The 25,002-nt window shown below is 50.2% G+C and carries 24 protein-coding genes and 1 pseudogene; 15 read left to right on the top strand and 10 right to left on the bottom strand.

Annotation, left to right across the window (positions count from 1 at the left end; genetic code table 11):
- Positions 1–403: 403 nt before the first annotated feature.
- Both SPK40_RS12605 and SPK40_RS12600 read right to left on the bottom strand, forming a co-directional pair.
- Positions 404–1,399: pseudogene (locus tag SPK40_RS12605) on the bottom strand (AMP-binding protein); the annotation flags it as partial.
- Positions 1,396–2,016 carry a thermostable hemolysin gene (locus SPK40_RS12600; RefSeq protein WP_330960680.1) on the bottom strand — a complete coding sequence of 207 codons (621 nt, stop codon included), beginning with the start codon at positions 2,014–2,016 and terminating at the stop codon, positions 1,396–1,398. The gene SPK40_RS12600 and the pseudogene SPK40_RS12605, both read right to left, overlap by 4 nt.
- Positions 2,017–2,329: 313 nt before the next feature.
- Here SPK40_RS12600 and SPK40_RS12595 point away from each other — a divergent pair, with 313 nt between their 5' ends.
- The gene (locus SPK40_RS12595; RefSeq protein WP_248143777.1) at positions 2,330–2,551 is read left to right on the top strand and encodes a hypothetical protein; all 222 of its coding nucleotides are present in this window, start codon (positions 2,330–2,332) and stop codon (positions 2,549–2,551) included.
- 278 nt (positions 2,552–2,829) lie between these two features.
- A complete protein-coding gene (locus tag SPK40_RS12590) occupies positions 2,830–3,081 on the top strand; it encodes a GlsB/YeaQ/YmgE family stress response membrane protein (RefSeq protein ID WP_248143778.1) in 252 nt (83 codons plus the stop codon).
- A gap of 73 nt (positions 3,082–3,154) precedes the next feature.
- Here the strand turns inward: SPK40_RS12590 and rsmS are convergent, their stop codons facing one another.
- Genes rsmS through dinG form a run of 5 tightly spaced genes read right to left on the bottom strand, consistent with a single transcriptional unit; the run spans position 3,155 to position 7,769 of the window.
- Complete coding sequence (gene rsmS / locus SPK40_RS12585; protein WP_248143779.1) at positions 3,155–3,352, bottom strand: pleiotropic regulatory protein RsmS; 198 nt, start codon at positions 3,350–3,352, stop codon at positions 3,155–3,157.
- A complete protein-coding gene (locus SPK40_RS12580) occupies positions 3,352–4,317 on the bottom strand; it encodes a histone deacetylase family protein (protein WP_330960679.1) in 966 nt (321 codons plus the stop codon). Before SPK40_RS12580 ends, rsmS begins: the two co-directional genes overlap by 1 nt.
- Positions 4,318–4,320: 3 nt before the next feature.
- Positions 4,321–4,875 carry a primosomal replication protein gene (gene priC, locus SPK40_RS12575; protein ID WP_330960678.1) on the bottom strand — a complete coding sequence of 185 codons (555 nt, stop codon included), beginning with the start codon at positions 4,873–4,875 and terminating at the stop codon, positions 4,321–4,323.
- Positions 4,876–4,898: 23 nt separating this feature from the next.
- Entirely contained in the window at positions 4,899–5,672 is a 774-nt protein-coding gene (locus SPK40_RS12570) for a sulfite exporter TauE/SafE family protein (protein WP_330960677.1), read from the bottom strand.
- A gap of 3 nt (positions 5,673–5,675) precedes the next feature.
- Positions 5,676–7,769, bottom strand: coding sequence for an ATP-dependent DNA helicase DinG (dinG, locus tag SPK40_RS12565; protein WP_330960676.1), 2,094 nt, complete (start codon positions 7,767–7,769; stop codon positions 5,676–5,678).
- Between the two features lie 552 nt (positions 7,770–8,321).
- On the opposite strand from dinG, the gene SPK40_RS12560 reads away from it, so the two are divergent.
- Entirely contained in the window at positions 8,322–9,272 is a 951-nt protein-coding gene (locus SPK40_RS12560) for a porin (protein ID WP_248143784.1), read from the top strand.
- Positions 9,273–9,426: 154 nt separating this feature from the next.
- On the top strand, positions 9,427–10,056 hold the full coding sequence (locus SPK40_RS12555; RefSeq protein ID WP_330960675.1) for a YccT family protein: 630 nt from the start codon (positions 9,427–9,429) through the stop codon (positions 10,054–10,056).
- 39 nt (positions 10,057–10,095) lie between these two features.
- Here the strand turns inward: SPK40_RS12555 and SPK40_RS12550 are convergent, their stop codons facing one another.
- A complete protein-coding gene (locus SPK40_RS12550) occupies positions 10,096–10,443 on the bottom strand; it encodes a conjugal transfer protein TraR (RefSeq protein ID WP_248143786.1) in 348 nt (115 codons plus the stop codon).
- Between the two features lie 373 nt (positions 10,444–10,816).
- Here SPK40_RS12550 and SPK40_RS12545 point away from each other — a divergent pair, with 373 nt between their 5' ends.
- The 5 genes from SPK40_RS12545 to recR all read left to right on the top strand — a co-directional run bounded on the left by SPK40_RS12545 (position 10,817) and on the right by recR (position 15,211).
- Positions 10,817–11,209 (top strand): YbaN family protein, encoded by a 393-nt coding sequence (locus SPK40_RS12545; RefSeq protein ID WP_248143787.1) that lies wholly within the window; start codon positions 10,817–10,819, stop codon positions 11,207–11,209.
- 181 nt (positions 11,210–11,390) lie between these two features.
- Positions 11,391–11,951, top strand: coding sequence for an adenine phosphoribosyltransferase (apt, locus tag SPK40_RS12540; RefSeq protein WP_248143788.1), 561 nt, complete (start codon positions 11,391–11,393; stop codon positions 11,949–11,951).
- 193 nt (positions 11,952–12,144) lie between these two features.
- Positions 12,145–14,244, top strand: coding sequence for a DNA polymerase III subunit gamma/tau (gene dnaX / locus SPK40_RS12535; RefSeq protein ID WP_330960674.1), 2,100 nt, complete (start codon positions 12,145–12,147; stop codon positions 14,242–14,244).
- Positions 14,245–14,275: 31 nt separating this feature from the next.
- Complete coding sequence (locus SPK40_RS12530; protein WP_330960673.1) at positions 14,276–14,605, top strand: YbaB/EbfC family nucleoid-associated protein; 330 nt, start codon at positions 14,276–14,278, stop codon at positions 14,603–14,605.
- Between the two features lie 3 nt (positions 14,606–14,608).
- Positions 14,609–15,211, top strand: coding sequence for a recombination mediator RecR (recR, locus tag SPK40_RS12525; RefSeq protein WP_330960672.1), 603 nt, complete (start codon positions 14,609–14,611; stop codon positions 15,209–15,211).
- Between the two features lie 54 nt (positions 15,212–15,265).
- On the opposite strand, the gene SPK40_RS12520 is transcribed toward recR, so the two are convergent.
- Together SPK40_RS12520 and SPK40_RS12515 are read right to left on the bottom strand one after the other, a co-directional pair.
- Positions 15,266–15,817 carry a regulatory protein ToxS gene (locus tag SPK40_RS12520; RefSeq protein WP_330960671.1) on the bottom strand — a complete coding sequence of 184 codons (552 nt, stop codon included), beginning with the start codon at positions 15,815–15,817 and terminating at the stop codon, positions 15,266–15,268.
- Positions 15,802–16,710 (bottom strand): transcriptional regulator, encoded by a 909-nt coding sequence (locus SPK40_RS12515; RefSeq protein WP_330960670.1) that lies wholly within the window; start codon positions 16,708–16,710, stop codon positions 15,802–15,804. The genes SPK40_RS12520 and SPK40_RS12515 overlap by 16 nt, the downstream gene beginning before the upstream one ends.
- Positions 16,711–16,874: 164 nt before the next feature.
- On the opposite strand from SPK40_RS12515, the gene htpG reads away from it, so the two are divergent.
- The 6 genes from htpG (at position 16,875) to pgl (ending at position 25,001) form a co-directional block, all read left to right on the top strand.
- Positions 16,875–18,773 (top strand): molecular chaperone HtpG, encoded by a 1,899-nt coding sequence (gene htpG / locus SPK40_RS12510; RefSeq protein WP_330960669.1) that lies wholly within the window; start codon positions 16,875–16,877, stop codon positions 18,771–18,773.
- Between the two features lie 166 nt (positions 18,774–18,939).
- The gene (gene adk / locus SPK40_RS12505) at positions 18,940–19,587 is read left to right on the top strand and encodes an adenylate kinase (protein WP_330960668.1); all 648 of its coding nucleotides are present in this window, start codon (positions 18,940–18,942) and stop codon (positions 19,585–19,587) included.
- 159 nt (positions 19,588–19,746) lie between these two features.
- Positions 19,747–20,715 (top strand): ferrochelatase, encoded by a 969-nt coding sequence (gene hemH, locus SPK40_RS12500; protein WP_248143796.1) that lies wholly within the window; start codon positions 19,747–19,749, stop codon positions 20,713–20,715.
- 121 nt (positions 20,716–20,836) lie between these two features.
- Complete coding sequence (locus SPK40_RS12495; protein WP_248143797.1) at positions 20,837–22,138, top strand: inosine/guanosine kinase; 1,302 nt, start codon at positions 20,837–20,839, stop codon at positions 22,136–22,138.
- 635 nt (positions 22,139–22,773) lie between these two features.
- Positions 22,774–24,273, top strand: a complete 1,500-nt coding sequence (zwf, locus tag SPK40_RS12490) for a glucose-6-phosphate dehydrogenase (RefSeq protein ID WP_248143798.1) — start codon at positions 22,774–22,776, stop codon at positions 24,271–24,273.
- Positions 24,274–24,275: 2 nt separating this feature from the next.
- Complete coding sequence (gene pgl, locus SPK40_RS12485; RefSeq protein WP_330960667.1) at positions 24,276–25,001, top strand: 6-phosphogluconolactonase; 726 nt, start codon at positions 24,276–24,278, stop codon at positions 24,999–25,001.
- Position 25,002: the final 1 nt, after the last annotated feature.

The following is a 25,002-nucleotide window of genomic DNA, read 5'->3' as shown; positions in this document are numbered from 1 at the left end:
TCAGTCCCGGAATCGCTGAAAGCGGCTTATCCAGCACAACCAGATTGCCGATTCGGGCATAATCCGGGAGTCGCTGATTCAGTGCGCTGATGGCATCTGATAGGTGAGCCGGTGACGGGGTAAACAGCACGCCGGTCAGCTGGGTCTGAGCATCACCGATCACCACCATGCCCATGAGCGCCGGGAAAGTCTGCGCTTCAGACTCAACCCATTCCGGGGAAACATTGCGGCCAAAAGCCGTAATCAGCAGATTCTTTTGCCGACCGGTAATATGCAGGAAGCCGTCGTTGTCCAGATGCCCCAGATCTCCGGTATCAATCTTCTGTTCGGGGGCATGCTGACCGAGGTATCCCAGCATGGTACTGCCGCTGACGCGGACAACGCCGGATTCAGAAATGCTGACCTGACAATGGGGAAGCGGTCTGCCGCTGCTGCCCGGTTTATCGTCACCGGGCAGGTTGAGACTGACCACGGAGCCGCATTCTGAGAGTCCGTAACCTTCATAGGCCGGGATGCCCAACGCTCTGGCCTGAGTCAGCAGAGCGGGAGAGACCCTGGCGCCGCCAACCGCCACAAATTTCAGCGGACTGACCAGTTCAGGCTGCTGGATTGCGACCTGGCAAAGTGCCATCAACAGTGCCGGAGTCAGAACCAGACTTTCAGGACAGTGGCAGGCCAGGGCATGTGCGAATCGTGCCGGGTCAAACTGACTGGAACCGGACAGCCCGACTTGTTCGCCGGGTAAAATAACCGTGGTTGCGCCCATCAGAATCGGGATGTAAAGGCCGGTAATATTTTCCAGCAGGGTTACCAGAGGCAACAGAACCAGGTGTTTTTGAGGCCGGACGTATGATGACAGGCGCTCGGCTAGCACCTGGCTGGTCGTATGCAGGTGTTCCTGGCTCAGACAGACCCCTTTGGGCTGACCGGTTGAACCTGAGGTAAAGGTAATTTTGCCGGTCAGTGGTGGTACGGGGTGAACTTGTGTGGCCGTAGCATTCAAAGAAGCACACCTATATACAGGCAGATCTGCAATCGTTGTCTGGAAGGAATCCTCATACGCCGGCCAGTTGCCCCAAAGCGTATCCACACTGGCTTCCGACAGCATATGCTGAACCTGTTGCTCTGAGAAAAAAGCAGGTACCGGAATCAGCACTTTGTCTGCCGCCATCGCCGCCAAATCTGCAATGGCCCACTGGATGCCATTGTCGGCTCTCAGTGCAATATGCTGAGCTCCGAGCTGGTTCAACTGAGTGGCAGCCAGCATCACTTCTTCAGCCAGCTGGCCGTAACTGACGGTAAATGACTGGCCTGATTCTGAATCGAATCCGTGCAGGGCATCTTTCCCGGGCATCTGTTCTGCGAACCGGAACAGGTGTTTGATGATCTGGCTTCTCATGCCTGGCCTCCGAAAGCTTGCGGGACAGGGAAGCGACGCTGGTTCAGCACCTCTAATCCTGAAGCCAGGCTCCCGCCGGAAATTCTGGGCTGCTGCTGATAATAAGTTCCCCAGATAGCATCGGCATTGGGAATGCGTTCAGCGGTGGCTTCGGCCAGTACTGTCGGATTCAGCCCCAGTCGCCGCATCATGGCCTGAAGTGGGCCGGTCGCAGTGAAAATACACCAGTTGTAGCCACAGCGGACCAGATGCTCGGCAATCAGGGTGAAATGCAGGTAAGACATCCCTTTCGAAAATGCCGCCAGTTGCCCGAATTCAATCAGTTCAGAACGGACAATCGCTTGACCGAACCGCTCGGACATCAACTGTTCTGCTGGTTGATCCAGGTATTGTTCAAGAAAAAGGTTGCCGGTATGGGCAGCCTGATAACCGCAGACAGACAACAGCTGTTCATTGTTATCCACCAATGCCAGGAAAGCCGGCATGAAGGAATGAATTCGGGCCTGAAATGCGGAGGCATAGCGAGAAGCAACATAACGTTCTGTTTTTTCACGGAAAGGATGATCTTTATCAATATGCACCAAGGTTAACTTGTTAGAATTATTGTTATTGTCCATCGCATATTCCCTCAGAAGGTGTGTATTAACACCTTAGAAAGGGAAACTTAAGAAAGTCTTAAGGCATAAAAATTTCAGTCGGAATGTCATAAGTGCGAAGTTGTTGTGCGTCTAATTTAAATGTTTTTGTGATGTTTTATTGATCTGGTATTTGTGAGGCAGGTCTGCTTACTCAGCTGGTAGGGCCAGTTTATTGAGGGCTATGTCAATTTTTGACATGGATTTAACGTTTAACATAAATGTCACATCGAGATTTTTTATTGTCATATTCTGTTGCGATGATGGCGGCCAGGGAAAGGAGTACAAGACCGCAATGAACATGAAAATTCGCCCTAATCATCTTGAGCCCATGGGGTTCGAAGAGTTTTCCAGGTTGATCGATTTGATACCTGCTACTCGCAGCCCAATGAAAGTGGAACCTTTGCTTGGGATTGTGGCTTCCAGGACTGAAGTTGGCCGTGAAGGTAAAATCATCAATCTGTCCTCCGACTCACAAGTCCGTCCAAACCGGTTGCGTCTGGTGAATGGCTATTGAACCCTGCGGGTGAACTGCACTCAGCAACCCGCATCTATCCGTGAGATAACCTCCCTGTTTGCATCGGCCTGAATCTAGGCTGTTTCTGCGACTTCAGATTTTCAGTGACTGTTTCCGGTCATCGCTTCGGTGCCTCCTTTTTCATGCAATACATCAGATTGCAATCCACTGTGATGGTTCTGACGAATCTTTTCTTCGCATTATTTTCGATACATCAGGTTGCGTAGAGTCAGCTAAGCTTCTTCTGAGATGGGTCATGACCTTATGAGGAGCGAAACATGGGCATTATTTCCTGGATTATTCTGGGTCTCATCGCTGGGGCTCTCGCCAAATGGCTGATGCCGGGTAAAGATGGTGGCGGTTTAATCGTGACAATGGCTCTGGGGATTGTCGGGGCTTTTGTTGGCGGCTGGGTTGGCAGTTTAATTGGATTCGGTCCGGTCACCGGCGTGAATATCGGCAGTATCTTCACCGCAACCGTTGGGGCATTTATCGTCTTATTTGTTTATAACAAGTTCATCCGTTCTTAATGTGCCCGGTTGTGATTTCTGTCTGAACAGATAGCCGCTCGTTCAGAGCGGCCTGGGCAGATGAGGTGTCCTGCTATTGATGTTGTTTCATTTTCGTCAGCAGGTCATTTTTCACAATTTCAAGGGCAGACAGTGCCACTTCGGGGTCAATCTCATTGGTTTCCAGTAAATAAATCAGATCTACAGCCAACTGAACATCTTTCGGTGCATCAGCAAGGGCTGGGTGCCCGGATGCTGGTGTGTTCGCTGGTTTCTCATGTTTTTTCGTCATCAGATATCCTGAAAATCGTTCGTTGTGCCGGGTTGAGTCGGCTGGTGATGTGGCTGATGCACAGCCAGCGCAGCCAGGAAGAGCTGTGCATGGATGTTGACCAGCTGCTGATGGTCATCACGATAGCCGCCGCCGACCACTGCGGCCAGCGGGATACCGGCATCATGGCAATGGCTGATCACCAGATGATCCCGCCGGAATATGCCTTCTGTGGTGACCTGAAAGTAACCCAGCGCGTCATCCTGATGGATATCCACACCCGCATCGTATATCACCAGGTCAGGTTGATACTGGGCCAGAGCCAGCGTCAGAACGGCACTGAATGCAGATAAATAGTCTTCTGTATTTGTTTCGCGGGGCAGCGCCAGATCGATGTCGGAATCGGGTTTTCGGGCCGGAAAGTTTTTATCGCAATGCACTGAAAATGTAATGATATTGCTGTCATCTGCCAGTAACGTCGCCGTTCCGTCGCCCTGATGGACATCACAGTCAATAATCATCACTTTATCGATACCGGGTAGTGTCAACGCATGCCTTGCTGCAAAGGCCAGGTCATTGACCAGACAAAAACCGCTGCCAAAGTCGTGGTGAGCATGATGATACCCCCCGCTCAGATGCAGGCTGATCCCGTGCTGATGTGCCAGCTCGACGGTCAGCCGGGTACCGGCGGTCGACGTCAGTGTCCGCTCAATCAGCTGCGGGCTCCAGGGGAACCCGATACGACGCATTTTAGCCGCTGGCAGTGTGTTGTTTACAAGGCTGTCGATATAGTCGGCCTGATGCAGGGTTTTCAGTTCTGCAGCCGTCACCGGTTCCGGCTGGAAAAAACGGACGTCGGCCCATTGTTCAATGTGCATTTCCTGAGTGAGATGCAGAAATAACCTGTGGTACTTGGTGATGGGATACCGGTGTTTTGGCGGCAGAACCAGTTCTGAGTACACGGGATGGTAGACCAGTGGCAGCATGGTTTATCCCTGACGTTCCCGGCGGACGATCGCCTGTTCTATCCCGGTCATCGCCTGCTGACAGCGGTTCAGCCGTCCTTCCAGAGCGATGAGTTGTTGTTGCAGCGGTTGCCGCTGGCTGACTTCTGTTGCCTGTTCGAGCTCAAAGGTTTTGTCTTTGACCATGGCAGACAGTCGTCTTTCCCAGTCCTGATGCTGAGCCAGATCGTCATACAACTGATGCAGGCTCTTCCGTTGTTTCACCACGTATTTCGGTTCTGCTTCACGAATTTGTTTGGTGGCCATCTCCCGCTGAATTGCCTGGATCTGAGTCAGAATTTTTTCGCAGACGTAGCTGGCTCTGGCGATTTGTAAGTTCCCCGCAGCCTGTTCTTTCATCAAAGCGGCAATTTCCTGCTGGATTTCGCGAATACAGGGCAGCAACAGGCGCGCCCGGCAGTGAAACAGCTGATTATCGAAAAGGGGCTTGTCGCTTTCTCCACGCTGATGATCCAGTGCGGAGGCCTGCGGGATCAGCTGTTCAACCAGGCCAGAAAGACGGCTGAGATCGGTCGCCACGATATTCTCCTTATCGTTTGGTGTTACAGCCAGGCCTGCCATGCCAGCCGGGCGGCCAGAATGACAACAACGGTGACAAAAACCGGGCGGATAAACCGGCTGCCGAAACGGATCGCAGAGTGCGCGCCAATATAGGCACCCAGCATCAGGCAGACGCCCATCGTTAAACCTAACGCAACATTGATATGGCCAAGTATGGCAAATGTGACGAGTGAGGTCAGGTTGCTGGTGAAGTTCATGGCTTTTGCAAGCCCGGACGCCAGCAGGATGTCCAGGCGATACAGCGCCATATTGGAAACAGTCCAGAAAGCACCGGTACCGGGTCCGGCAAGGCCATCATAAAATCCCAGACCGGTTCCCTGTATCCATTGCTTTCGTTTAAAGCGCGGACATGGCGTGGGCAGTTTACGGCTGTCACCTTTGGGGTGGGGATGCCAGATGGTGTACATCGCTGCGGCCAGGATGATCAGCGGCAGGACTTTTTCCAGCCAGGCTGTGCTGATGATATCGACGACCAGCGTCCCCGCAATGGCGCCGATCAGCGTTGCCAGAAAAGACGTTTTCCAGAAAGCCGGAGAAAACAGCTGCTTCCGGTAATAGGTCAGCGCAGCGGTGGAAGACGCGAAAGTTGCTGCCAGCTTATTGGTTCCTAAAGCAATGTGCGGCGGCAGTCCTAATGACAGTAATGCCGGCACGGTCAGCATCCCGCCTCCGCCGGCAACAGCGTCGATAAAACCAGCGGTCAGAGCAACCAGACCGAGGATGAGCATCATGCCCGGGTCAATCATTTCAATCATGCATTATCGTTTTCGTTCGATGGCGTGTTCAATTACGCGTTTAAATGGGGGCAATGAATCGAGCAGTGCTTTACCGTATCGCCGTGTAATCACCCGACGGTCGAGCAGGACAACTCTACCAAAGTCCTGCTCTTTACGCAGCAATCTCCCGACGGATTGAATCAGCTTTTTACTGGCTTCCGGAACGGCAATTTGTAAAAAGGGATTACCGCCACGGCTTTCAATGTATTCGGCATGGGCTTCCTCGACAGGTGAGGTTGGTACCGCGAACGGAATCTTGGTAATGATTAAATTTCTCAGCAAGTGGCCCGGTAAGTCGAGGCCTTCGGAAAAACTGCCGGTGCCGAATAACACACTGACTTTGCCCTGTTCACAGTGGCTCTTGTGTTTTTCCAGCAGGGAGGTCCGGGATTCTTCCCCCTGAACCAGCAATGCCCAGCCATTTTTTTTACACTGGGGCCGGATGGCCTCTGCGACTTTGTTCATTTGCCAGTATGAGGCAAACAGCACCAGGCTGGCGGTTTCGCCTTCCAGATATTCCGGAAGGGTTTCAATCAGTAAATCCGTGAACTGATCCGCCTGAGGTTCATACTTCATTTGCGGAATGACTAAGCGTCCGTTGTTCTGATAATCGAACGGCGAAGCCAGAGCCAGAAAGCGTGCGCCCTCATTTTCCTGAATTCCGGCCTGGCGGCAGAAGTAACTGAACTGGTTGAGCGCACGCAGGGTTGCTGACACCAGAATTGCGCCCGCGGCACGGCTCCAGAGCAACTGATCTAACCGGTAGCCAATCTCCAGGGGCGAAACCTGCACAATATAATCACCTTCCTGTTCCGGGCTTTTTTCAAGCCAGCGGGCTAAAGGGGCGCCTTTATCTTTGTCCGGCTGGGCCATCAGGGTCCAGACTTTTTCCAGATTTTCCAGACGTTGCAGGTAAAAGCCTGATTCGGAGAGTGCCGGTTCAGCAGATCGTGCCGGTACATCGTCATCTTTGAGGCGTTCGGTGATCATCTCGTGAATTTTCGCCAGTGACTGCCGCGCTTTCTTGCTGGCATCCCGGCATCCCTGAGCTTCTTCTGCCAGCCATGCAGGCAGCTCTCCATGGGGAAAACGGTAACTGCCATCTTTGCTGAAAACAGCTGGGTCGACCTGGCCGGACAGTTGTCTCAGTGTGGGAACAAGGTGCTGGATCGACTCTTGCAACGTGGTCTGGAAGCGTCCGGACTTTTGCCGGTCGGCGAGTTCCGCCAGTTTACTGACCGACTGATTGAGTTTTTCAAGCCAGTTGCTGGCACCCTTCAGGCTGGCGGCAGCAGCAGAAAAGTCTCTGGCGACCTGCGGCAGATTGTGTGCCTCATCGATGGCATAAATCGTCTGCTCGGGTTCTGGCAGAATGATGCCGCCACCCAGCTCCAGATCAGCCATCAATAACGCATGGTTGGCGATCACAACATCGGCTTTATCCAGGTGCTCCCGCGCCTTTGCAAAAGGACAGTGGCGGTGTTTGGCCATGCCTGAATGGCAACTGTGTTTATCGGACACAATTTGCTGCCAGACACGGTCAGGAATGACCGTTGGCCAGCTGTCCCGGTCACCATCCCATTTATTTTGCTGCCAGGCTGTCAGCATTCGTTTCAGCAGGCTGAGGTCTGATTTTTTGGGTTTTTCCTGCCATAGCGCCAGCTGACCGTCATCTTGTCCTGAACAACTGGCTTCCAGCTTGTGGCTGCAGCAGTACCGTTGACGTCCCTTGGCCAGGATAAAACTAAATTCTTTGGGAAAAATTTGCGCAAAGAGCGGCAGATCCTTATGAATCAATTGCTCCTGAAGCGCGACTGTTGCTGTGGCGATGAGTACCTTCTTATTGTTAAAGAGTGCATAAGGAATACATCCAAGCAAATAAGACAGAGATTTCCCGATGCCGGTTCCGGCTTCAGCAACCAGCATTCTGTTTTTGGCGTGATACTCACCTGCCAGTGTTTTGGCAATTTCAGCGACCAGATAATTCTGTGCACGACGGGGAATAAAGTGATCCAATTGTGCACTCAGGTTGGCATAGCACTGTTTAATATCAGTTTTGATCTGGTTGTGTAACATGACTGAAACTTAATGTTGGCAGGGGCGGGCATTATAACATGAAGCTCTGCTGTAGGGATGCCCGGTTGTTTGTAGGGGATTTTTGATATGAAATGAGATTTCCCTCACGAAATAAGATTGAACCCCAGTTTAACCAAGGGTGTGTTACAGGTGAATTGATTGATTTGACTGTCATTTGTGGTTTTTAATGGCTTTTTATTCTGAATTGTGTTGTTGGTTCTGGGTTTTGTGGGATTAAAATGCTGTTTTTTATTGCTATTAAGAAACATGCAAATAGTGGGAGATACTTGATTCTTTGTTAATTTTTTGCCCTTTAATGATCTTAAGTTATTGAAAATAAATGGAGTATAAGAAATTTGTTGTTACAGTGTGAGAATTTGACATCGCGATTCATTCTCTGTCAGGATGAGTTCCGCAAGTTACGCCATCTTGGCATGGTCAGTTTTGCTCTGATTTATTGAGCTTTGTGTGACCTGCCGGGAAGGGAAATAAGAAAAGCAATAGGGATTCTGGAAATAGGAATTCCATCCATAAGAAAAGGCAGTGGATATCATGAAAAAAACGCTTATTGCACTATCTGTACTAGTAGCTGCAGGCTCAGCAAACGCTTCTATCAACCTGCTTGACAAAGACGGCGTTATTGTCGACTTGTCAGGTTCTGCGGAAGTTCAGCTGTTCCAAGACATCGTACCAAAAAATGGTGATGAAGACCCTACCATTCGTCTGGATGATGGTGACATCTCGCTGAATACCACTATTCCAGTCAACAACAACCTGAATGTGGTTGCAGGTTTTAACCTGGATCTGCATAACTCAGATAACAATGGTAAGCCTGGAGATTTCTTCAATGATGAGCTGTACGTTGGTTTCCAAGGTAAAGACTTTGGTACGCTGACGTTTGGTCGTCAATACCTGATCTCTGATGATGCAGGTATCAGTAAAGACTACGAGCTGGGTACTCAAGCTCTGGGCTTTGATGCTACTCGTGGCAGCGAAGTTGTGAAGTATGTTTACGACAATGGTATGTTCTACGCTGGCGCTTCTCACGACATCAATGCAGACGACAACGGCGGCATCACTGACGCACGTCTGGGTGCACGTTTTGCCGGTCTTGACGTTCGTGGTTATTACTACACGTCAGAAGACGTTAATGCTCCTGGTGAAGACATTACCGGTTATAACTTAGAAGCTGAGTACGTTATTCAGGCTATCTCTCTTGCTGCTTCATACGGCCATGGAGAAGTTGAGAACTCTGCAGGTGTAACGACTCTGGATGTCGATTTTATTTCACTGGCGGGTTCTTACACTATGGGTAAGAACACTTTCGCTCTGGGTTACAACCTGAGCGATATTGATGGTGGCGAAGCGACTGACAACGTTTATGCAAACGTAACTCACCAGCTGCACAGCAACGTAAAACTGTATGCTGAGCTGGGTTGGGCTGACGGTGACAACACTGAATACGACCTGGGTTATGTCGCTGGTATGGAAGTTCTGTTCTAAGAACGGTTCTTACCGCACAGATATTGCAAAAGCCGCCGTTTAGGCGGCTTTTTTGTATTGTGATTAATCAGATGAGTTAGAGTCACGTCTGGGTTAATTTCTGGCAAGAGACTTATTTGATTTTGTAAGTCATACAACGAAAAGAAGATTGGCGATGAAAAAATTAGCGTTTCTGGCAGCTCTGCTGGTTGCCAATGTACAGGCGGCAACGCTCTCTGTGGGAGACGGGATTGAACTTTTGGTGGTTGATGGCAAAGAAGTGAATCAGTCCCTCTGGTCCAGGACGACTGAAGTCGATTTACCTGCCGGAAAGCATCAGGTCGTGCTTCGTTATGACCGGGAACTGAAAAACGGCAGCCGGAACAGCATTTATACAACCCGCCCGTATCTGTTTGAGATGGTGATGCCAGAACAGGATGTACATATTGAGTTGCCTGCGTTGGTAGCTTACAGCCAGGCACAGGCTTATTTCCAAAAAGGTCCGGAATGGACCATGACGCAGGCAGGCGGCAGCCAAAAAATACTACCTTTCGTTGAGATGAAAGGCGATGGTATTGCAGCGTTCAGTGATATGGAAAAGCTGGTGGGAGAGTATAACCGCCAGCATGGGATAACGTTCGAGCAAGGCTATGCGGTTGATCTGGAACAGGCCGTTGTTGAGGTGAATCAAGACGGAAAAGTTGAAATATCCGGTGATGCCTTAGCACAGCTTAAGCTGTGGTATAGCAAAGCAAAACCAGAAGAAAAAGCCGCCTTTAAAGCCTGGATGGCAAAACAGCCTTAAAAGCGATTGTAGGGTACCACGCCATCACCAGACTGGCACTCAGCGCTGGTGATGGTACTTATTATGAGACTGGCACTGCTGACAGCGCGGCTGTGCAGGGTCATTATCGAGAATGATTTTTTCTATTGGCTCTTCACAATCAGCGCAGACCCCGTAGAGGTCCAGACGAATCGCACAGAGAGCGGCATCGATTGCTTCCAGACGATTGGCTTTATGACGCAGCGAAGGATTGATGCTTTGCGCTGCTAAAGTCAAAAGCTCATTTGCTGTTTTTTCTGCTGTTGTCACAAGACTGGCAGCGTCTAATTCAGCATAAAGTTTTGCTGAAAGGGCCTCATATTCCTGCTCCAGCCGGATTGTTTGTTGCTTCAGATACTCACTATTCATAGTGGCACTCCATTGTAGACTGGATCACAGTCTATGCTGAATTTCTGTTCTGATACTGATATAAGTCAAACCAGATGCAAAATAACCCTTCTTTTTGTCGGTTTTTGTAATCTATCGAATGCTTTATAGTGCTGAACGGTTTTTAGGTGGCTGAATTGCTGCTTTTTATTACATTTCAGTGTCTTAAGACGAGAAGAAAGGAAGATAGAATGGAACATAACTTTAAAGAACCCTATAATCTGAAATACTTTATTGGTTTTCTGGTGGCGATGCTGTTGCCGACATTACCAGCAAGCCTGACCTGGTTGGGTATACTGAGCCATTGATCTGTCTGTAACACAGGCGGCTCAGGCAAATGTAAAAGAGAGGGAATGTGAGACAACTGTTCTGGCGAACGCTATTGCTGGTTTCAGGCTGGTGTTTCGTGATTTTAGGTGTGTTGGGCATTTTCCTTCCTCTTTTACCCACCACCGTTTTTCTGCTTCTCGCCAGTGCCTGCTTTATGCGGGGCTCTCCAAAGCTGCACAAATGGCTGCACAGCCACCCCCATTTCGGACCTGTTTTAGAAAACTGGTATCAGCATCGGGCTATCAGCGCAAAGGTCAAGCGACGGGCGAATTTGATGATAGTTCTCAGTTTTACGCTTTCCATCTTTATTGTTCCTGTGAATTGGGTCAAAGTCCTGCTGATTGTTATTGCAGTGATTTTACTGATTTGGTTTAACCGTCTTCCGGTCCGGGAGCTGGATGGTCTGTCATCTCGGTGACTGTTGATGTATCAAAGGATTCATCCTCTGCTTTCTCAATCAGAGCAGTACGATAGTTGCCCATTCCAGTAAAAATCACTACTATTTGCGCTTAATTCGCTCGTCGTACCAATTTGCATGGGTATGCGCGACCAAATTTCTTAATAACCTGCTGTGTGCAGTACAGCAGATGGAAGAGACTATGAGCCAAGTAAAAACTGTTCAAGACGACTTCAGCCTGATTAAAAACAGTATTAAGACGATTCCGGATTACCCAAAACCAGGCATTCTGTTTCGGGATGTGACCAGTTTAATGGAAGATCCTGATGCTTATCAGGCAACCCTGCAGATCTTTCATCAGCAGTTCTGCGATAAAGGGATTACCAAAGTTGTTGGCACAGAGGCTCGTGGTTTTCTGTTTGGTGCGCCATTAGCTTTGGCGCTGGGTGTAGGCTTTGTTCCTGTACGTAAACCGGGTAAATTGCCGCGTAACGTCATCAGTGAAAGCTATGAACTGGAATATGGCCAGGATACGCTGGAAATTCATACTGATGCCATTGTGGAAGGGGATAAGGTGCTGCTCGTCGATGATCTGCTGGCAACCGGCGGTACGATTGAAGCAACCACCAAGCTGGTTCGCCGTCTGGGCGGTATCGTAGAAGACGCAGCGTTTGTGATTAATCTGCCTGACATCGGCGGCCAGCAGCGACTGCGTGGCCTGGGTCTGAATGTCTTCAGCATTTGTGATTTCGACGGCCACTAATCAGCCTGAATCAATGCCATCAAGCAGGGGGGATGTTATCTTTGTGGTCAAAACGATAGCAGTAATGACTTGAAAGGATAAACTCCTCCTGTGTTCTCTCGCGCCGTGAATCTCCCTGTGCTAGCATAACCGACTGGATTCAGTCAGGCTTTCTGATGCCGCTGAATGATCGTGTTCTGTAGGATTTATCACCATGAGTTATCAGGTTCTGGCACGCAAATGGCGGCCGCATCGATTTGAAGATGTGGTGGGCCAATCCCATGTCCTGACAGCGCTGACCAATGCGCTGACACATAACCGACTTCATCATGCCTATCTGTTCAGCGGAACCCGGGGCGTCGGTAAAACGACGATTGCCCGGCTGTTTGCCAAAGGGCTGAACTGCGAACAGGGGATTACGGCTTCTCCTTGCGGGCAGTGTCATACCTGTCTGGAAATTGATCAGGGACGCTTTGTCGATCTGCTGGAAATTGATGCTGCTTCCAGAACCAAAGTTGAAGATACTCGTGAACTGCTGGATAACGTTCAGTATCAGCCTGCGCGCGGACGGTTTAAGGTTTACCTGATTGACGAAGTGCACATGTTGTCTCGTCACAGTTTTAATGCCTTACTGAAAACGCTTGAAGAGCCGCCAGAGCATGTGAAATTTATTCTGGCGACCACAGATCCGCAGAAATTGCCGGTCACGATCCTGTCGCGCTGTCTGCAGTTTCATTTAAAGCATCTGGATAATGTCCAGATTCAGCAGCAACTTGATCATGTCCTGACGGAAGAAGGGATCAGCTTCGAGATCAAAGCGCTCAGCTTGCTGGCCCGGGCTGCTGAAGGCAGTATGCGTGATGCCCTCAGCCTGACCGATCAGGCTATTGCACTGGGTAATGGTCAGGTTCAGGCTGATACCGTAGCGGGGATGTTGGGCACACTCAACACGGAGCAGGCGCTCTATCTACTGGAGGCTATGGCGCAAGGGCAGGCGGAACCGGCGATGGCATGTCTCGCGGAACTGGCTGCGGTTGGTGTGGCGTGGGATAGTCTGCTCAGTGAAATGGCAGCCCAGTTACACCGAGTCGCTATGTATCAGGTTTTGCCTGCTTCGCTGGATACTTCTTTACCGGATGCGGACCGAATTGTTCAATTGAGTCAGGTGATGCCGCCTCAGGATGTCCAGCTGCATTATCAGATTGCACTTCAGGGCCGGCAGGACTTACCACTGGCTCCGGACGGTCGGACCGGGCTGGAAATGGTGATGTTGCGCATGCTTGCATTTCGGCCGGTTGCGGCCGGGACGCTGATGCCGCAGTCGATCCCGGTGCCTGCCGCTGCACCTGAGCCCAGAGTTTCGGCTCCGCAAGTAAATCAGCCGGATGTCCGAGCTGTTGCACCAGCGCTGCAACGACCTCAGCAAACGGTACAGTCACAGGCAGCTACTCCTCAGGTGGCACAGGTTGCTGAGCCGGTGCAAGGGGCATCATCAGTACCGGTCTCAACGCAAGCGCAAATGCCAGCACCAACACTAGCACCGCAGCCAGAACCGGCGCCGACGCAGCCGTCGTCATCACCGGCTTCCGGTTTGCTGGCTGCCAGAAATAAGCTGCGCAGTAAAACAAAGCGTGGACAGGAGTCTTCCGAGCCAAAAAAGGCTGAACCGGCGTCAGTCAGAAAACCTGCTGTCAGTGTGCTTGACCGGATTTCGAGTCAGCATGCAGGTCGTCGACCTCAGCAGGCTGGACAACCCATGGCGCCGGGGAACGCATCGCAACCTTCAGAGCCGAAACCGGCTGAAGAATATCAGTGGCAGCCGCTCAGTCAGCCTGAAGTTGATCATGAGCCTGAAGTGGTGGTTGCACCCACAGCACTGAAGCAAGCGCTGGAGCACGAAAAAACGCCTGAAATGGCAAAACAGCTTGTCAGTGAAGCGGCAAATCAGGATAGTTGGTCCGACATGGTGACGAAGCTGAATGTTGACCGTCTTGTTCAGCAATTAGCATTGAATTCTGCAATGTCGCTGGAAGAGCAGCAGCTTACTCTGCAATTGCGCCCGTCTCAGCAGCATTTGGATACGCCGAAAGCCAGAGCGCAATTGAGCGCGGCACTGGCTGAGATGCTGGGACAAGAGATAGAATTACAGATAGAACTCAGTGATAAAGGACGATCGCCGTTGGAGTGGCGGGAGTTCATTTATCAGCAAAAACTGGATCAGGCTAAAGTCAGTCTGCAGCAGGATCCGAACGTTTCCTTCATCTGTCAGCGATTCAGTGCTGTACTGGATGAAGAAAGCGTAAGACCCGTCTAATAAATTAACCAGACCCATAGAGAGAGAAGATATGTTTGGTAAAGGTGGTATGGCGAACATGATGAAGCAGGCGCAGCAGATGCAAGAGCGCATGCAGAAGATGCAAGAAGAAATCGCCAACATGGAAGTGACTGGTGAAGCTGGTGCCGGCCTGGTGAAGGTGACACTGACTGGCAGCCATAGCGTGCGTCGTGTTGAGCTGGATGACAGCCTGATGGAAGACGACAAAGATATGCTGGAAGATCTGATTGCAGCTGCATTCAATGATGCTGCACGCCGCATCGAAGAAGCCCAGAAAGAAAAAATGGCCAGCGTGACAGGTGGTATGAACCTGCCAGCCGGCTTTAAGATGCCATTCTAATCAATGCGCATCAGTCCGTTACTTGAGCAGTTGATGGACGCGCTGCGCTGCTTGCCCGGCGTCGGGCCGAAGTCTGCACAGCGTATGGCTTTCAGCCTGCTGCAACGAAACCGTCAGGGAGGCTTGCAGCTGGCTGATATGCTGGGTAAAGCCATGACTGAGATTGGCCATTGCCGCGATTGCCGCACTTTTACAGAAGAAGATGTGTGCGCAATTTGTGAGAATCCGCGCCGCCAGGAAAGTGGGCAGATCTGTGTGGTGGAAAGCCCGGCAGATATCATGGCCGTTGAAGCAACCGGTCAGTTTTCCGGCCGTTATTTTGTGCTGATGGGGCATCTGTCTCCACTGGACGGAATCGGTCCGAGTGATATCGGGCTGGATATGCTGGAATACCGATTGCAGAACGAGCAGATTGCCGAACTGATTCTGGCAACCAACCCGACGGTTGAAGGAGAGGCTACCGCGCACTATATTGCTGAGCTGTGTCAGGCCTATCAGGTGCCTGCCAGCCGAATCGCACATGGTGTCCCGGTCGGTGGTGAGCTGGAGCTGGTTGATGGGACAACTCTGTCACACTCAATAGCTGGCCGGCAGAAGCTGTATTAAATCTTTTGAGTCAGTCATACATTGAAAGCCGACGTATATCGTCGGCTTTTTTCGTTAAGGAGCCGCATTCAGGACTTGTGAGCGGGTATTTAATCCGGTGAGCAGAACTGAATACTCGCTCAAAATATCAACCCGGTTACTCTGTTCAGCATTTGCCTGAAAATATTGATAAACAGACATGATTTGTTCATTGCTGAAAGCGTTCTCATCCCCGGTCTTCAACTTGCTGAATTGCTTCGGACGAACCTGCAGATAACCGCCGCTGACTTCCCAATAGCCGGACTCTGTGATCGTCAGATGCAATTGAATACGACTTTGATTGGTCATGCTCATGCGGGTGACTCGTGAATAGCTGTGATTCGGCAAAAACAGAACCTGGCTTTTTTCGGTAATTTTTTTCAAGCGCCCCAGACCAGGCGCTTCCGTTGAAGCCACGTTGGTGACGGTGTAGGACTCCCAGTCATGGGATGCCAGAAAACGGTTTATCCGGTGATCGCTTTTGAAATAGTAATAGAGGCTGCCGAGGAACATCAGTGTGATAAAAGCCAGCAACAGCAGCGGAACATATGCTCGCTTCAAATTTGAACGGGTTACTGAACGCGACATGGCTGCTCCCTTTCCTTGTCCAGTGTCACAATGGTGAGTGTCATGTTGTTCCGGTAGTCCGCGGTTCCATATATCAGGTTTATCCAAAGCTGATTATGTCTTCCGCCGGTGACAATGACCCGGGCTGGCGCGGATGCTTTGCCGTGCGTTTGGATATGGGCTGCAATACATTGTCTGATCAGCGGATACCAGGCGTCTGTCATGACCGTTTCACTGGGGATGAGCATCGGTATCCCCTGATAACTGAACGCCGGATAGAAAGCACTTGAGGTTGGCGGTGGACTAAAATAAGCCCAGAGTGGCAGCACGACACAGAGCAGCAGGGCAGTCACCAGAGTGAGTCGGTAACGATGCTGCTTGTGTCCGGATATTTTGTTTTCGGGCATAGTCGCAGCGGTTGAAATCACAGGATTAACCTGAACGGCATCAGTGTCTGCTATCTGCTTGTCTGTTGGCGCAGTTGTGGCAGCGATAATGATGTGCGAGTTGAGAATCGCCTCCGGCTCCGGATCATTTTGCTGTATTTCACCGGATTCGGCCGGGCGGTCGTCAATGCGATCGACACTGGCAATCATCTGGTAGCCGCGTTTCGGAATCGTTTTGATAAAGGCAGGAGAGCGGGTTGAATCCTGCAGATATCGCCGCAGGGTTGAAATGGCTTGGGTCAGGCTGGAATCATCCACTTCGAATCCCTGATCCCGCCAGATATAGTCATGCATTTCCTGCCGGGAAATAATGGTGCCTGGCTCAGTCAGCATCCGGTGTAAGGCCCGGCTTTCATTGATGCCTAAATGGATGGTGTCTTCAGACTGAGTATTGTCAACCAGACTGTTGTGGTTCGGTGAAAATATAAATCGTTGTCCAATCAGAAATTTACAATGCGCTTGTTCCATTCCCAACCTATTCATTCAGTGTGATTTGTTTTTCCGGAACTCTGTCATCAGTATGAGCCGTTCAGGGACGATCGGACAGAAAATTAGCCGACAGGTCTTGAAAATGAGTGGCGAGCCCATATCTAGTTGTCAGTAATGACGTAAACATGGATTACGGAGTTCAAATGAGCGAGCAAACCCTGGAAAAGAATAAAGAGACACGTGGCTTTCAATCTGAAGTGAAGCAATTACTTCATTTAATGATTCATTCACTGTACTCAAATAAAGAGATTTTTTTACGGGAGCTGATTTCCAATGCTTCCGATGCGGCGGATAAGTTACGTTTCCGTGCGCTTTCTGCCCCTGAGCTGTATGAAAATGATGGCGAGCTGGCTGTTCGTCTGTCATTTGATGAAAAAGCTGGGACAGTCACGATCAGCGACAATGGTATCGGGATGACCCGTGATGAGGTGATTGAACACCTGGGTACCATTGCCAAATCAGGGACGAAAGACTTTTTCGCCAAGCTGAGTGAAGAGCAGAGTAAAGACTCGCAACTGATTGGTCAGTTTGGTGTGGGTTTCTATTCTTCCTTTATTGTTGCTGATGCTGTGACGGTCAATACCCGTGCAGCAGGTGCGTCAGCTGAGCAGGCTGTTTGCTGGCATTCGACCGGTGAAGGCGATTACACGGTTGAAGATATCGAGAAGTCGACCCGCGGGACCGAAATTATTCTGCATCTGCGTGAAGATGAAAAAGAATTCCTGAGTGAATACCGTCTGCGCAATATCATCAGCAAGTATTCGGATCACATTGGCATTCCGGTGCTGATGGAAACGGCTGAACGCGATGAGGAAGGCAACGAAACGGGTAAGCAATGGGAGCAGGTCAACAAGGCACAGGCGCTGTGGACCCGCAGTAAATCTGAGATTTCTGATGAAGAATATCAGGAATTCTATAAGCACGTCTCTCATGATTATGCTGAACCACTGAGCTGGAGCCACAACCGTGTGGAAGGTCAGCAGGATTACACCAGCTTGCTGTATATTCCGTCAAAAGCCCCTTTTGACTTATATAACCGTGACAGCAAGCACGGCCTGAAACTGTATGTACAGCGCGTCTTTATCATGGATGACGCGGAACAGTTCATGCCGATGTATCTGCGCTTTATGCGCGGCCTGATTGATTCAAATGACCTGCCGCTGAACGTTTCCCGCGAGATCCTGCAGGATAACAAAGTGACTCAGGCACTGCGTAAAGCCTGCACCAAGCGTGCACTGTCGATGCTGGAAAAACTGGCGAAGAAAGAAGACGAATATCAGCGTTTCTGGAAAGAGTTCGGCCAGGTACTAAAAGAAGGTGCGGCAGAAGACTTCGCGAATCGTGAAAAAATTGCCGGTCTGCTGCGTTTCAGTACGACTCACAACGATACCGCTGAACAAACGGTGTCTCTGGCCGATTACGTCAGCCGGATGAAAGAAGGTCAGGACAAGATTTACTACATCACGGCAGACAGCTTCAATGCCGCGAAGAACAGCCCTCATCTGGAGCAGTTCCGCACGAAGGGTCTGGAAGTGGTGCTGATGCATGACCGGATCGACGAGTGGTTGATGGGTTACCTGCCTGAGTTCGACGGGAAACAGTTCCAGTCCATCACCAAAGCCGGTCTGGATTTGTCCAGCTTTGATGGTGAGGAAGAAAAAGAAGCACAGAAGCAAACGGAAGAAGCCTTTGCGTCTGTTGTTGAGCGCACCAAAGCTTATCTGGGTGAGCGTGTGCAGGACGTTCGTACCACTTTCAAGCTGCAGGATACGCCTGCTGTAGTGGTCACGGACGAAAATGAGATGGGAACACAGATGGCGAAACTGCTGGCGGCTGCCGGCCATGAGGCGCCTGAAGTGAAATACATCTTTGAGCTGAATCCAAATCATCCGGTGGTGAACCGGATGGCAGATGAAGCCGATGAAGAAGCTTTCGGCCGCTGGGTTGAAATGCTGCTTGGTCAGGCGATGCTGGCGGAGCGTGGGTCGATGGAAGACCCGTCGCAGTTCCTGTCGGCAGTAAATAAGCTGCTGGCTCAGTAATGAAAACCAAACGGGCGCAGGTTAGCGCCCGTTTTGCTTCAAAGAGTATGCTGATAAAGAATGTAAACTCAGGGCTGTTTCGGCAGCGGACTTGCGAGTATGGTCTAATCAGTGTATTTTTCTGACTTTCCAAAACTCCGGCTAATTTCTAGAAAAGGGGATCAAGATGCGCATCATTCTTCTGGGCGCTCCAGGTGCAGGTAAAGGCACACAGGCACAATTCATTATGGAGAAGTTTGGTATTCCTCAAATTTCGACTGGTGATATGCTGCGTGCGGCAATCAAAGCGGGTACTGAGCTGGGTAAGCAAGCGAAAGCCGTGATTGACGCAGGTCAACTGGTGTCTGACGATATTATTCTGGGTCTGGTCAAAGAGCGTATTGCTGAAGACGACTGTGCACAAGGCTTCCTGCTGGACGGTTTCCCACGCACGATTCCTCAGGCTGATGGCCTGAAAGAAATCGGTGTTGACGTGGATTATGTGATTGAATTCGATGTTCCGGACACCGTGATTGTTGAGCGTATGGCTGGTCGTCGTGTTCACCTGGCATCAGGCCGTACTTACCACGCGGTTTACAATCCGCCAAAAGTGGAAGGTCAAGATGACGTGACTGGCGAAGAGCTTGTGATTCGTGAAGATGACAAAGAAGAAACAGTTCGCGCGCGCCTAGGTGTTTACCACAATCAAACGGCACCACTAATCAGCTACTACAGCAAAGAAGCGGAAGCAGGCAACACGACTTACATCAAGATTGACGGCACTCAGCCAGTTGCGGATGTAAGTGCAGAGCTGTCAGCAGCACTGTCGAAGTAATGTGATATCACGCCCTGCAGTATTGTGACCGCAGGCAGACAGCACAGTGAAAAGCGGGGGGTGAATCACCCCTCGCTTTTTTTTGTCCGATAATGCAAATCAATCGCGGAATGGTACACTGTTCAGGCGAAAGAAGATGAGTATGACCTGTAGGTGAAGATGGAAAATCAAGGTATTGGTGTACTTTTAGTGAATCTGGGTACGCCGGATGAAGCAACACCTGCTGCCGTGAAACGGTTTCTGGCAGAGTTTCTGAGTGATCCTCGTGTCGTTGATCTGTCCCCCTGGATCTGGCGTCCGGTTCTGTTTGGTGCGATCCTGCCCATTCGTTCTCCGAAAGTAGCAAAACTGTACCAGTCCGTATGGATGGAAGAAGGTTCACCGCTGATGGTGTATTCCCAGCGTCAGCGGGATGCGCTGGAAGCGAGACTGGGTATTCCTGTGGCTCTGGGAATGACCTATGGTAATCCCGGGATTCAGTCTGCGCTGGCAAAACTCAGTGATCAGGGCTGCCGTAAAATTGTGGTTCTGCCTTTGTATCCGCAGTATTCACGCACGACTACTGCTGCTGTGTTCGACAAAATTGCAGCCAGTCTGAAGCAGACCGCTTATCTGCCGGAACTGAGGTTCATCAATCATTATCAGGATCATCCGGCATATATTCAGGCTTTAGCAGAATCTGTTTCTGATTTCTGGGCCAAGCAGGGAGAGCCCGATTATTTGCTTTGTTCCTATCACGGCATCCCCAAACGATACGCGGATCTGGGTGACCCTTACCCGGTTCACTGCAATGAAACTACAGCATTGCTTGCCGAATCTCTGGAAATGCCTCGTGAGAAAATGAGCATGAGTTATCAGTCGATTTTTGGCCGGGAAGAATGGCTCAAGCCTTATACAGAGCCGACAATCATTGAGCTGGCCCAAAAAGGGGTACAACGGCTGGATGTGGTTTGTCCGGCATTTTCGGTGGATTGCCTGGAAACCATTGAAGAAATTGCAGAAGGATGCAAAGAAGCTTTCCTGAAAGCAGGCGGTAAGGAATTCAATCTTATCCCGTGTCTGAACGACAGCTCGGCGCACATCGGAATGATGGAAGCTTTGGTCCAGCAGCAAATTCAAAACTGGTAACCTTTTCTTAACTTTTACAAATACTATGATTCGGCTCGCACTAATTGTGCGAGCGATTTCTTCATTGGACTATATTTTGTGATATCATCCGCAAGTTTTTTCTATCCGGCAGCGCGATATCATGAAATTTCCTGGTCAACGTAAATCAAAACACTATTTTCCTGTTCATGCCCGAGATCCCCTTCTGACTCAGGCCAGCTCGCGACCTCTTGCCCGTACGCATGTCGTCGGTATTGATCAGACCCTGGTAGATATTGAAGCCTGTGTGGATGATGAATTCCTGAGTCGTTACTCGCTCAGCAAAGGCCATTCTCTGGTGATTGCTGAAGATGCAGCCGAAGCACTGTACCGTGAACTGAAAGAGAATGATCTGATTCGTCATGAGTTTGCCGGCGGTACCATTGGTAATACGCTCCATAATTATTCTGTGCTGGCTGATGACAAGTCGGTTCTTCTTGGGGTGATGAGCCAGGATATTCAGATTGGCAGTTATGCCTACCGGTATCTGGTAAATACCTCCAGCCGTATGGATTTGAACCATCTTCAGCCTGTGGATGGCCCGATCGGACGTTGTTTTGCGTTGATCACTCCCGATGGCGAGCGCACATTTGCCATTAACGAAGGACGAATGAACCAGCTGGAGCCAGACAACATTTCTGAATCCATTTTTGAGCGTGCTTCAGCGCTGGTTCTGACGGCGTATCTGGTTCGCTGTAAAGAAGGCGATCCGATGCCGGAAGCGACAATGCGTGCTATCGAATATGCGAAAAAATACGATGTGCCTGTTGTCCTCACGCTGGGAACCAAGTTTGTAATTGCGGATGATCCTCAGTGGTGGCGTGATTTTCTGAAGGAGCATGTCACCGTTGTCGCGATGAACGAAGACGAAGCGGAAGCCCTGACCGGGTATTCTGATCCGCTGCAGGCCGCCGACAAAGCGCTGGATTGGGTTGATTTTGTTTTATGTACGGCTGGACCGGTCGGTTTGTATACGGCGGGTTATACAGAAGAGAGCACCAAGCGTAAAACCAGCCTGCCGTTGCTGCCGGGTGAAATTCCTGAGTTCAATCGCTATGAATTCAGTCGTCCAATGATGAAAGCGGGCTGTGAGACGCCGATCCGGGTGTATTCGCACATTGCGCCTTACATGGGTGGACCTGAGCGCATCAAGAACACCAATGGTGCAGGGGACGGTGCGTTGTCTGCGCTGCTTCACGATATGGCTGCTAATCGCTATCACAAAGAAAATGTGCCGAAATCCAGTAAGCACAGTTACGATTTCCTGACTTATTCGTCATTCTCCCAGATTTGCCTGTACTCGAACCGGGTCAGTTATGAAGTACTGGCGCAGCATTCACCTCGTCTGTCGCGTGGTTTGCCTGAGCGGGAAGACAGTCTGGAAGAGGCCTACTGGGAACGTTAATCCAGTCTGAAAATCTGCTTGTAAAAAACCGTCATTTTGACGGTTTTTTGCTATCTGGTGATGAAAGAAATGACAAATTCGTACGGTGAATCTCACTGGAAAATGCAAGCAAACGATTTCGTCATGATAGGTTTTGTTAATTACTTTCAGAAAATCTCCGAATAAGCGCCAGTAGCACGTCATGATGAAAAAGAGCGGAACAGGGTGATTTTTGACTGGACCTCACAGTGTCCGCATCAGAGGAAATCGGGTTTCAGGGCAGATTTTTTGGGGCGGGTGAAAAAATCGACCTGGCTTGTTTTGAGTATTTTAAGTGCATTTTTCTTGTTTTTCAGGTGATTTCGGATCAGCTCTGTTCATCGTACAGAGGATGGGTTCTGACTGTAAACGCGCAGTGAGATATTTTATCAGGCCTTGATGTTTCAGTTTTTACGTCAATTGATAGAATTAGCGGGATGTAACTTTGTGACAAATGCAGCTATAGTGTGCTTCACCCTGGGTAACCCCCCATTTTGATAGGCTTTGGCTATTAAATTGAGAGGCCAGGACATCGGCATACTGTCGTTCTGAATGTTATGCTTTGCCGGACTTTCAACCCGTCAAACCTGTACACCTGTTAGGGAAAGAAAAAGAACATGGTCATACCTGAAAACAGCGATATCGTTATTTTTGGCGCCTCAGGCGATCTGACATATCGTAAGCTTATCCCAGCGCTGTATCATCTGTATGTCAATCAGATGTTACCTTCTGATTTCTCTATCCTTGGCGTCAGCCGTACCGCTCACAGCGATGAAGAATACAGAGAAAAAGTTCGGGCCTCTCTGCTGAAAACCGAGAAGACCGATCCTGAGAAGCTGGCCGAGTTTTGTCAGCATGTTGGTTATCAGGCCATCAACACGCTTGATTGTGATGACTATGGTAAGTTGCAACAACGACTGCAAGAAAAAGCCGCTCAATCAGATGCACCCCGTAATAGCCTCTTCTATCTCGCCACGCCACCAAGTCTGTACGATGTGATTCCAGCCAGTCTCGCGGCCCATGGCCTGAACGATGAAAGTACCGGCTGGAAACGCCTGATCATTGAAAAGCCTTTTGGATATGATCTGGAAACGGCTCAGGAACTGGATAAGAAGCTGCATAAGCACTTCAAGGAAAGTCAGATTTTCCGGATTGACCACTACCTTGGGAAAGAAACGGTACAGAACCTGCTGGTTTTCCGCTTTGCGAACGGTATGTTCGAGCCGTTGTGGAACCGTAATTTCATTGATTATGTGGAAATTACAGCCGCAGAATTTCTCGGAGTAGAAGAACGTGGCGGTTATTACGATAACGCCGGTGCTGTACGTGACATGCTTCAGAACCACCTGCTTCAGGTGCTGGCGATGGTTGCGATGGAACCCCCTTCAGCAATCAACGGTAACGCGATGCGTGATGAAGTGGCCAAAGTGCTGAACAGCCTGCAGCCGTTGTCTGATGAAGACCTGCGTCAGAATCTGGTGCTGGGGCAGTACACAGCCTCTGAGCTGCGTGGTAAAGAGTTGCCGGGTTACCGCGAAGAAACGGGTGTGTCTGAAGAATCCCGTACCGAAACTTACGTGGGCCTGAAAGCTTTCATCAACAACTGGCGCTGGAATGGTGTGCCATTCTACATCCGTACCGGCAAACGCCTGCCGACCCGTGTCACTGAAGTTGTCATTCACTTTAAGAAAACACCTCACCCGGTATTCGGCAAAGACGCTCCGGATAATAAGCTGGTGCTTCGCATTCAGCCGGATGAAGGCATTCTGATGAACTTCGCCCTGAAACGTCCGGGCGCAGGATTTAAAACCCAGGAAGTTGCGATGGACTTCCGTTACGACGAACTGGTGGACAGCAACGTTCTGACTGCCTATGAGCGTCTGTTGCTGGATGCAATGGGTGGCGATTCAACCCTGTTCGCCCGTAGCGATGCGGTTGAAGCCTGCTGGCGCTATGTACAGCCTATCCTGTCGTTTAATCAGGACCCGCATGCGCTGTTTGGCTATGCTTGCGGAACCTGGGGACCGAAGGAAGCGGATGAGCTGCTGGCCCGTGACAATCGTGCCTGGCGTTTCCCGTGTTCAAACCTGACCAACACTGAATATTGCGAGCTTTAATCATGACTGAGCTGAAAATTCATGACAATGCGGAAGCGGTTGTTCAAAATCTGGCTGATGAGATGATGGCCATCAGCCAGCAGAATACGCCGGTTCATATTTCGCTTTCGGGTGGCAGCACGCCGAAGCAACTATTTTCGGCATTGGCACAAGCCCCGTATGCCGAAGGTGTGAACTGGAAAAATCTGCATTTCTGGTGGGGTGACGAGCGTTGCGTTGCGCCGGATGATGCAGAAAGCAACTATGGTTGTGCACAGGCACTGCTGTTTGATCACGTCACAATTCCTGCAGAAAATATTCACCGCATCCGGGGTGAGGATGAACCTCAGGCTGAAGCCAAGCGCTTTGCTGAAGAAATGGCAGCAGTTATCCCGTCTGAAAACGGTGTGCCGGTATTTGACTGGATTTTGCTGGGCGTCGGTGATGACGGCCATACGGCTTCTCTGTTCCCGGGACAGACAAATTATGATGAGCCTGCACTGAGCTTAGTGGCACCTCATCCGCAAAGCGGTCAGCTGCGTGTGAGTAAGTCTGCGCGTGTGCTGGAAGCCGCAAAACGTATTTCTTATCTGGTTATCGGTGCAGGAAAAACTGAGATTGTGGAAGAAATCCACACGCAACCTGCCGAGACCCTGCCTTACCCGGCCGCAAAAATTCAGGCCCGTAACGGTAAAACAGAATGGTATTTGGATGCAGTAGCAGCCAGTAAGTTAGCGATTGGAGAATAAA

The organism is Photobacterium sp. 53610, from assembly GCF_036409375.1.
In the GTDB taxonomy this organism is placed as follows: Bacteria; Pseudomonadota; Gammaproteobacteria; order Enterobacterales; family Vibrionaceae; genus Photobacterium.
Note: the sequence above shows the minus strand (reverse complement) of the source record. Positions and strands in the feature narration are given on the sequence as shown.

Excerpts from the sequence above, each read along its gene's own strand:
- SPK40_RS12600 (WP_330960680.1), bottom strand. The coding sequence starts at position 2,016 with ATGGACAATAACAATAATTCTAACAAGTTAACCTTGGTGCATATTGAT.
- SPK40_RS12595 (WP_248143777.1), top strand. The coding sequence starts at position 2,330 with ATGAACATGAAAATTCGCCCTAATCATCTTGAGCCCATGGGGTTCGAA.
- SPK40_RS12590 (WP_248143778.1), top strand. The coding sequence starts at position 2,830 with ATGGGCATTATTTCCTGGATTATTCTGGGTCTCATCGCTGGGGCTCTC.
- rsmS (WP_248143779.1), bottom strand. The coding sequence starts at position 3,352 with ATGACGAAAAAACATGAGAAACCAGCGAACACACCAGCATCCGGGCAC.
- SPK40_RS12580 (WP_330960679.1), bottom strand. The coding sequence starts at position 4,317 with ATGCTGCCACTGGTCTACCATCCCGTGTACTCAGAACTGGTTCTGCCG.
- SPK40_RS12570 (WP_330960677.1), bottom strand. The coding sequence starts at position 5,672 with ATGATTGAAATGATTGACCCGGGCATGATGCTCATCCTCGGTCTGGTT.
- dinG (WP_330960676.1), bottom strand. The coding sequence starts at position 7,769 with ATGTTACACAACCAGATCAAAACTGATATTAAACAGTGCTATGCCAAC.
- SPK40_RS12560 (WP_248143784.1), top strand. The coding sequence starts at position 8,322 with ATGAAAAAAACGCTTATTGCACTATCTGTACTAGTAGCTGCAGGCTCA.
- SPK40_RS12555 (WP_330960675.1), top strand. The coding sequence starts at position 9,427 with ATGAAAAAATTAGCGTTTCTGGCAGCTCTGCTGGTTGCCAATGTACAG.
- SPK40_RS12550 (WP_248143786.1), bottom strand. The coding sequence starts at position 10,443 with ATGAATAGTGAGTATCTGAAGCAACAAACAATCCGGCTGGAGCAGGAA.
- apt (WP_248143788.1), top strand. The coding sequence starts at position 11,391 with ATGAGCCAAGTAAAAACTGTTCAAGACGACTTCAGCCTGATTAAAAAC.
- dnaX (WP_330960674.1), top strand. The coding sequence starts at position 12,145 with ATGAGTTATCAGGTTCTGGCACGCAAATGGCGGCCGCATCGATTTGAA.
- SPK40_RS12530 (WP_330960673.1), top strand. The coding sequence starts at position 14,276 with ATGTTTGGTAAAGGTGGTATGGCGAACATGATGAAGCAGGCGCAGCAG.
- recR (WP_330960672.1), top strand. The coding sequence starts at position 14,609 with ATGCGCATCAGTCCGTTACTTGAGCAGTTGATGGACGCGCTGCGCTGC.
- SPK40_RS12520 (WP_330960671.1), bottom strand. The coding sequence starts at position 15,817 with ATGTCGCGTTCAGTAACCCGTTCAAATTTGAAGCGAGCATATGTTCCG.
- SPK40_RS12515 (WP_330960670.1), bottom strand. The coding sequence starts at position 16,710 with ATGGAACAAGCGCATTGTAAATTTCTGATTGGACAACGATTTATATTT.
- htpG (WP_330960669.1), top strand. The coding sequence starts at position 16,875 with ATGAGCGAGCAAACCCTGGAAAAGAATAAAGAGACACGTGGCTTTCAA.
- adk (WP_330960668.1), top strand. The coding sequence starts at position 18,940 with ATGCGCATCATTCTTCTGGGCGCTCCAGGTGCAGGTAAAGGCACACAG.
- hemH (WP_248143796.1), top strand. The coding sequence starts at position 19,747 with ATGGAAAATCAAGGTATTGGTGTACTTTTAGTGAATCTGGGTACGCCG.
- SPK40_RS12495 (WP_248143797.1), top strand. The coding sequence starts at position 20,837 with ATGAAATTTCCTGGTCAACGTAAATCAAAACACTATTTTCCTGTTCAT.
- zwf (WP_248143798.1), top strand. The coding sequence starts at position 22,774 with ATGGTCATACCTGAAAACAGCGATATCGTTATTTTTGGCGCCTCAGGC.
- pgl (WP_330960667.1), top strand. The coding sequence starts at position 24,276 with ATGACTGAGCTGAAAATTCATGACAATGCGGAAGCGGTTGTTCAAAAT.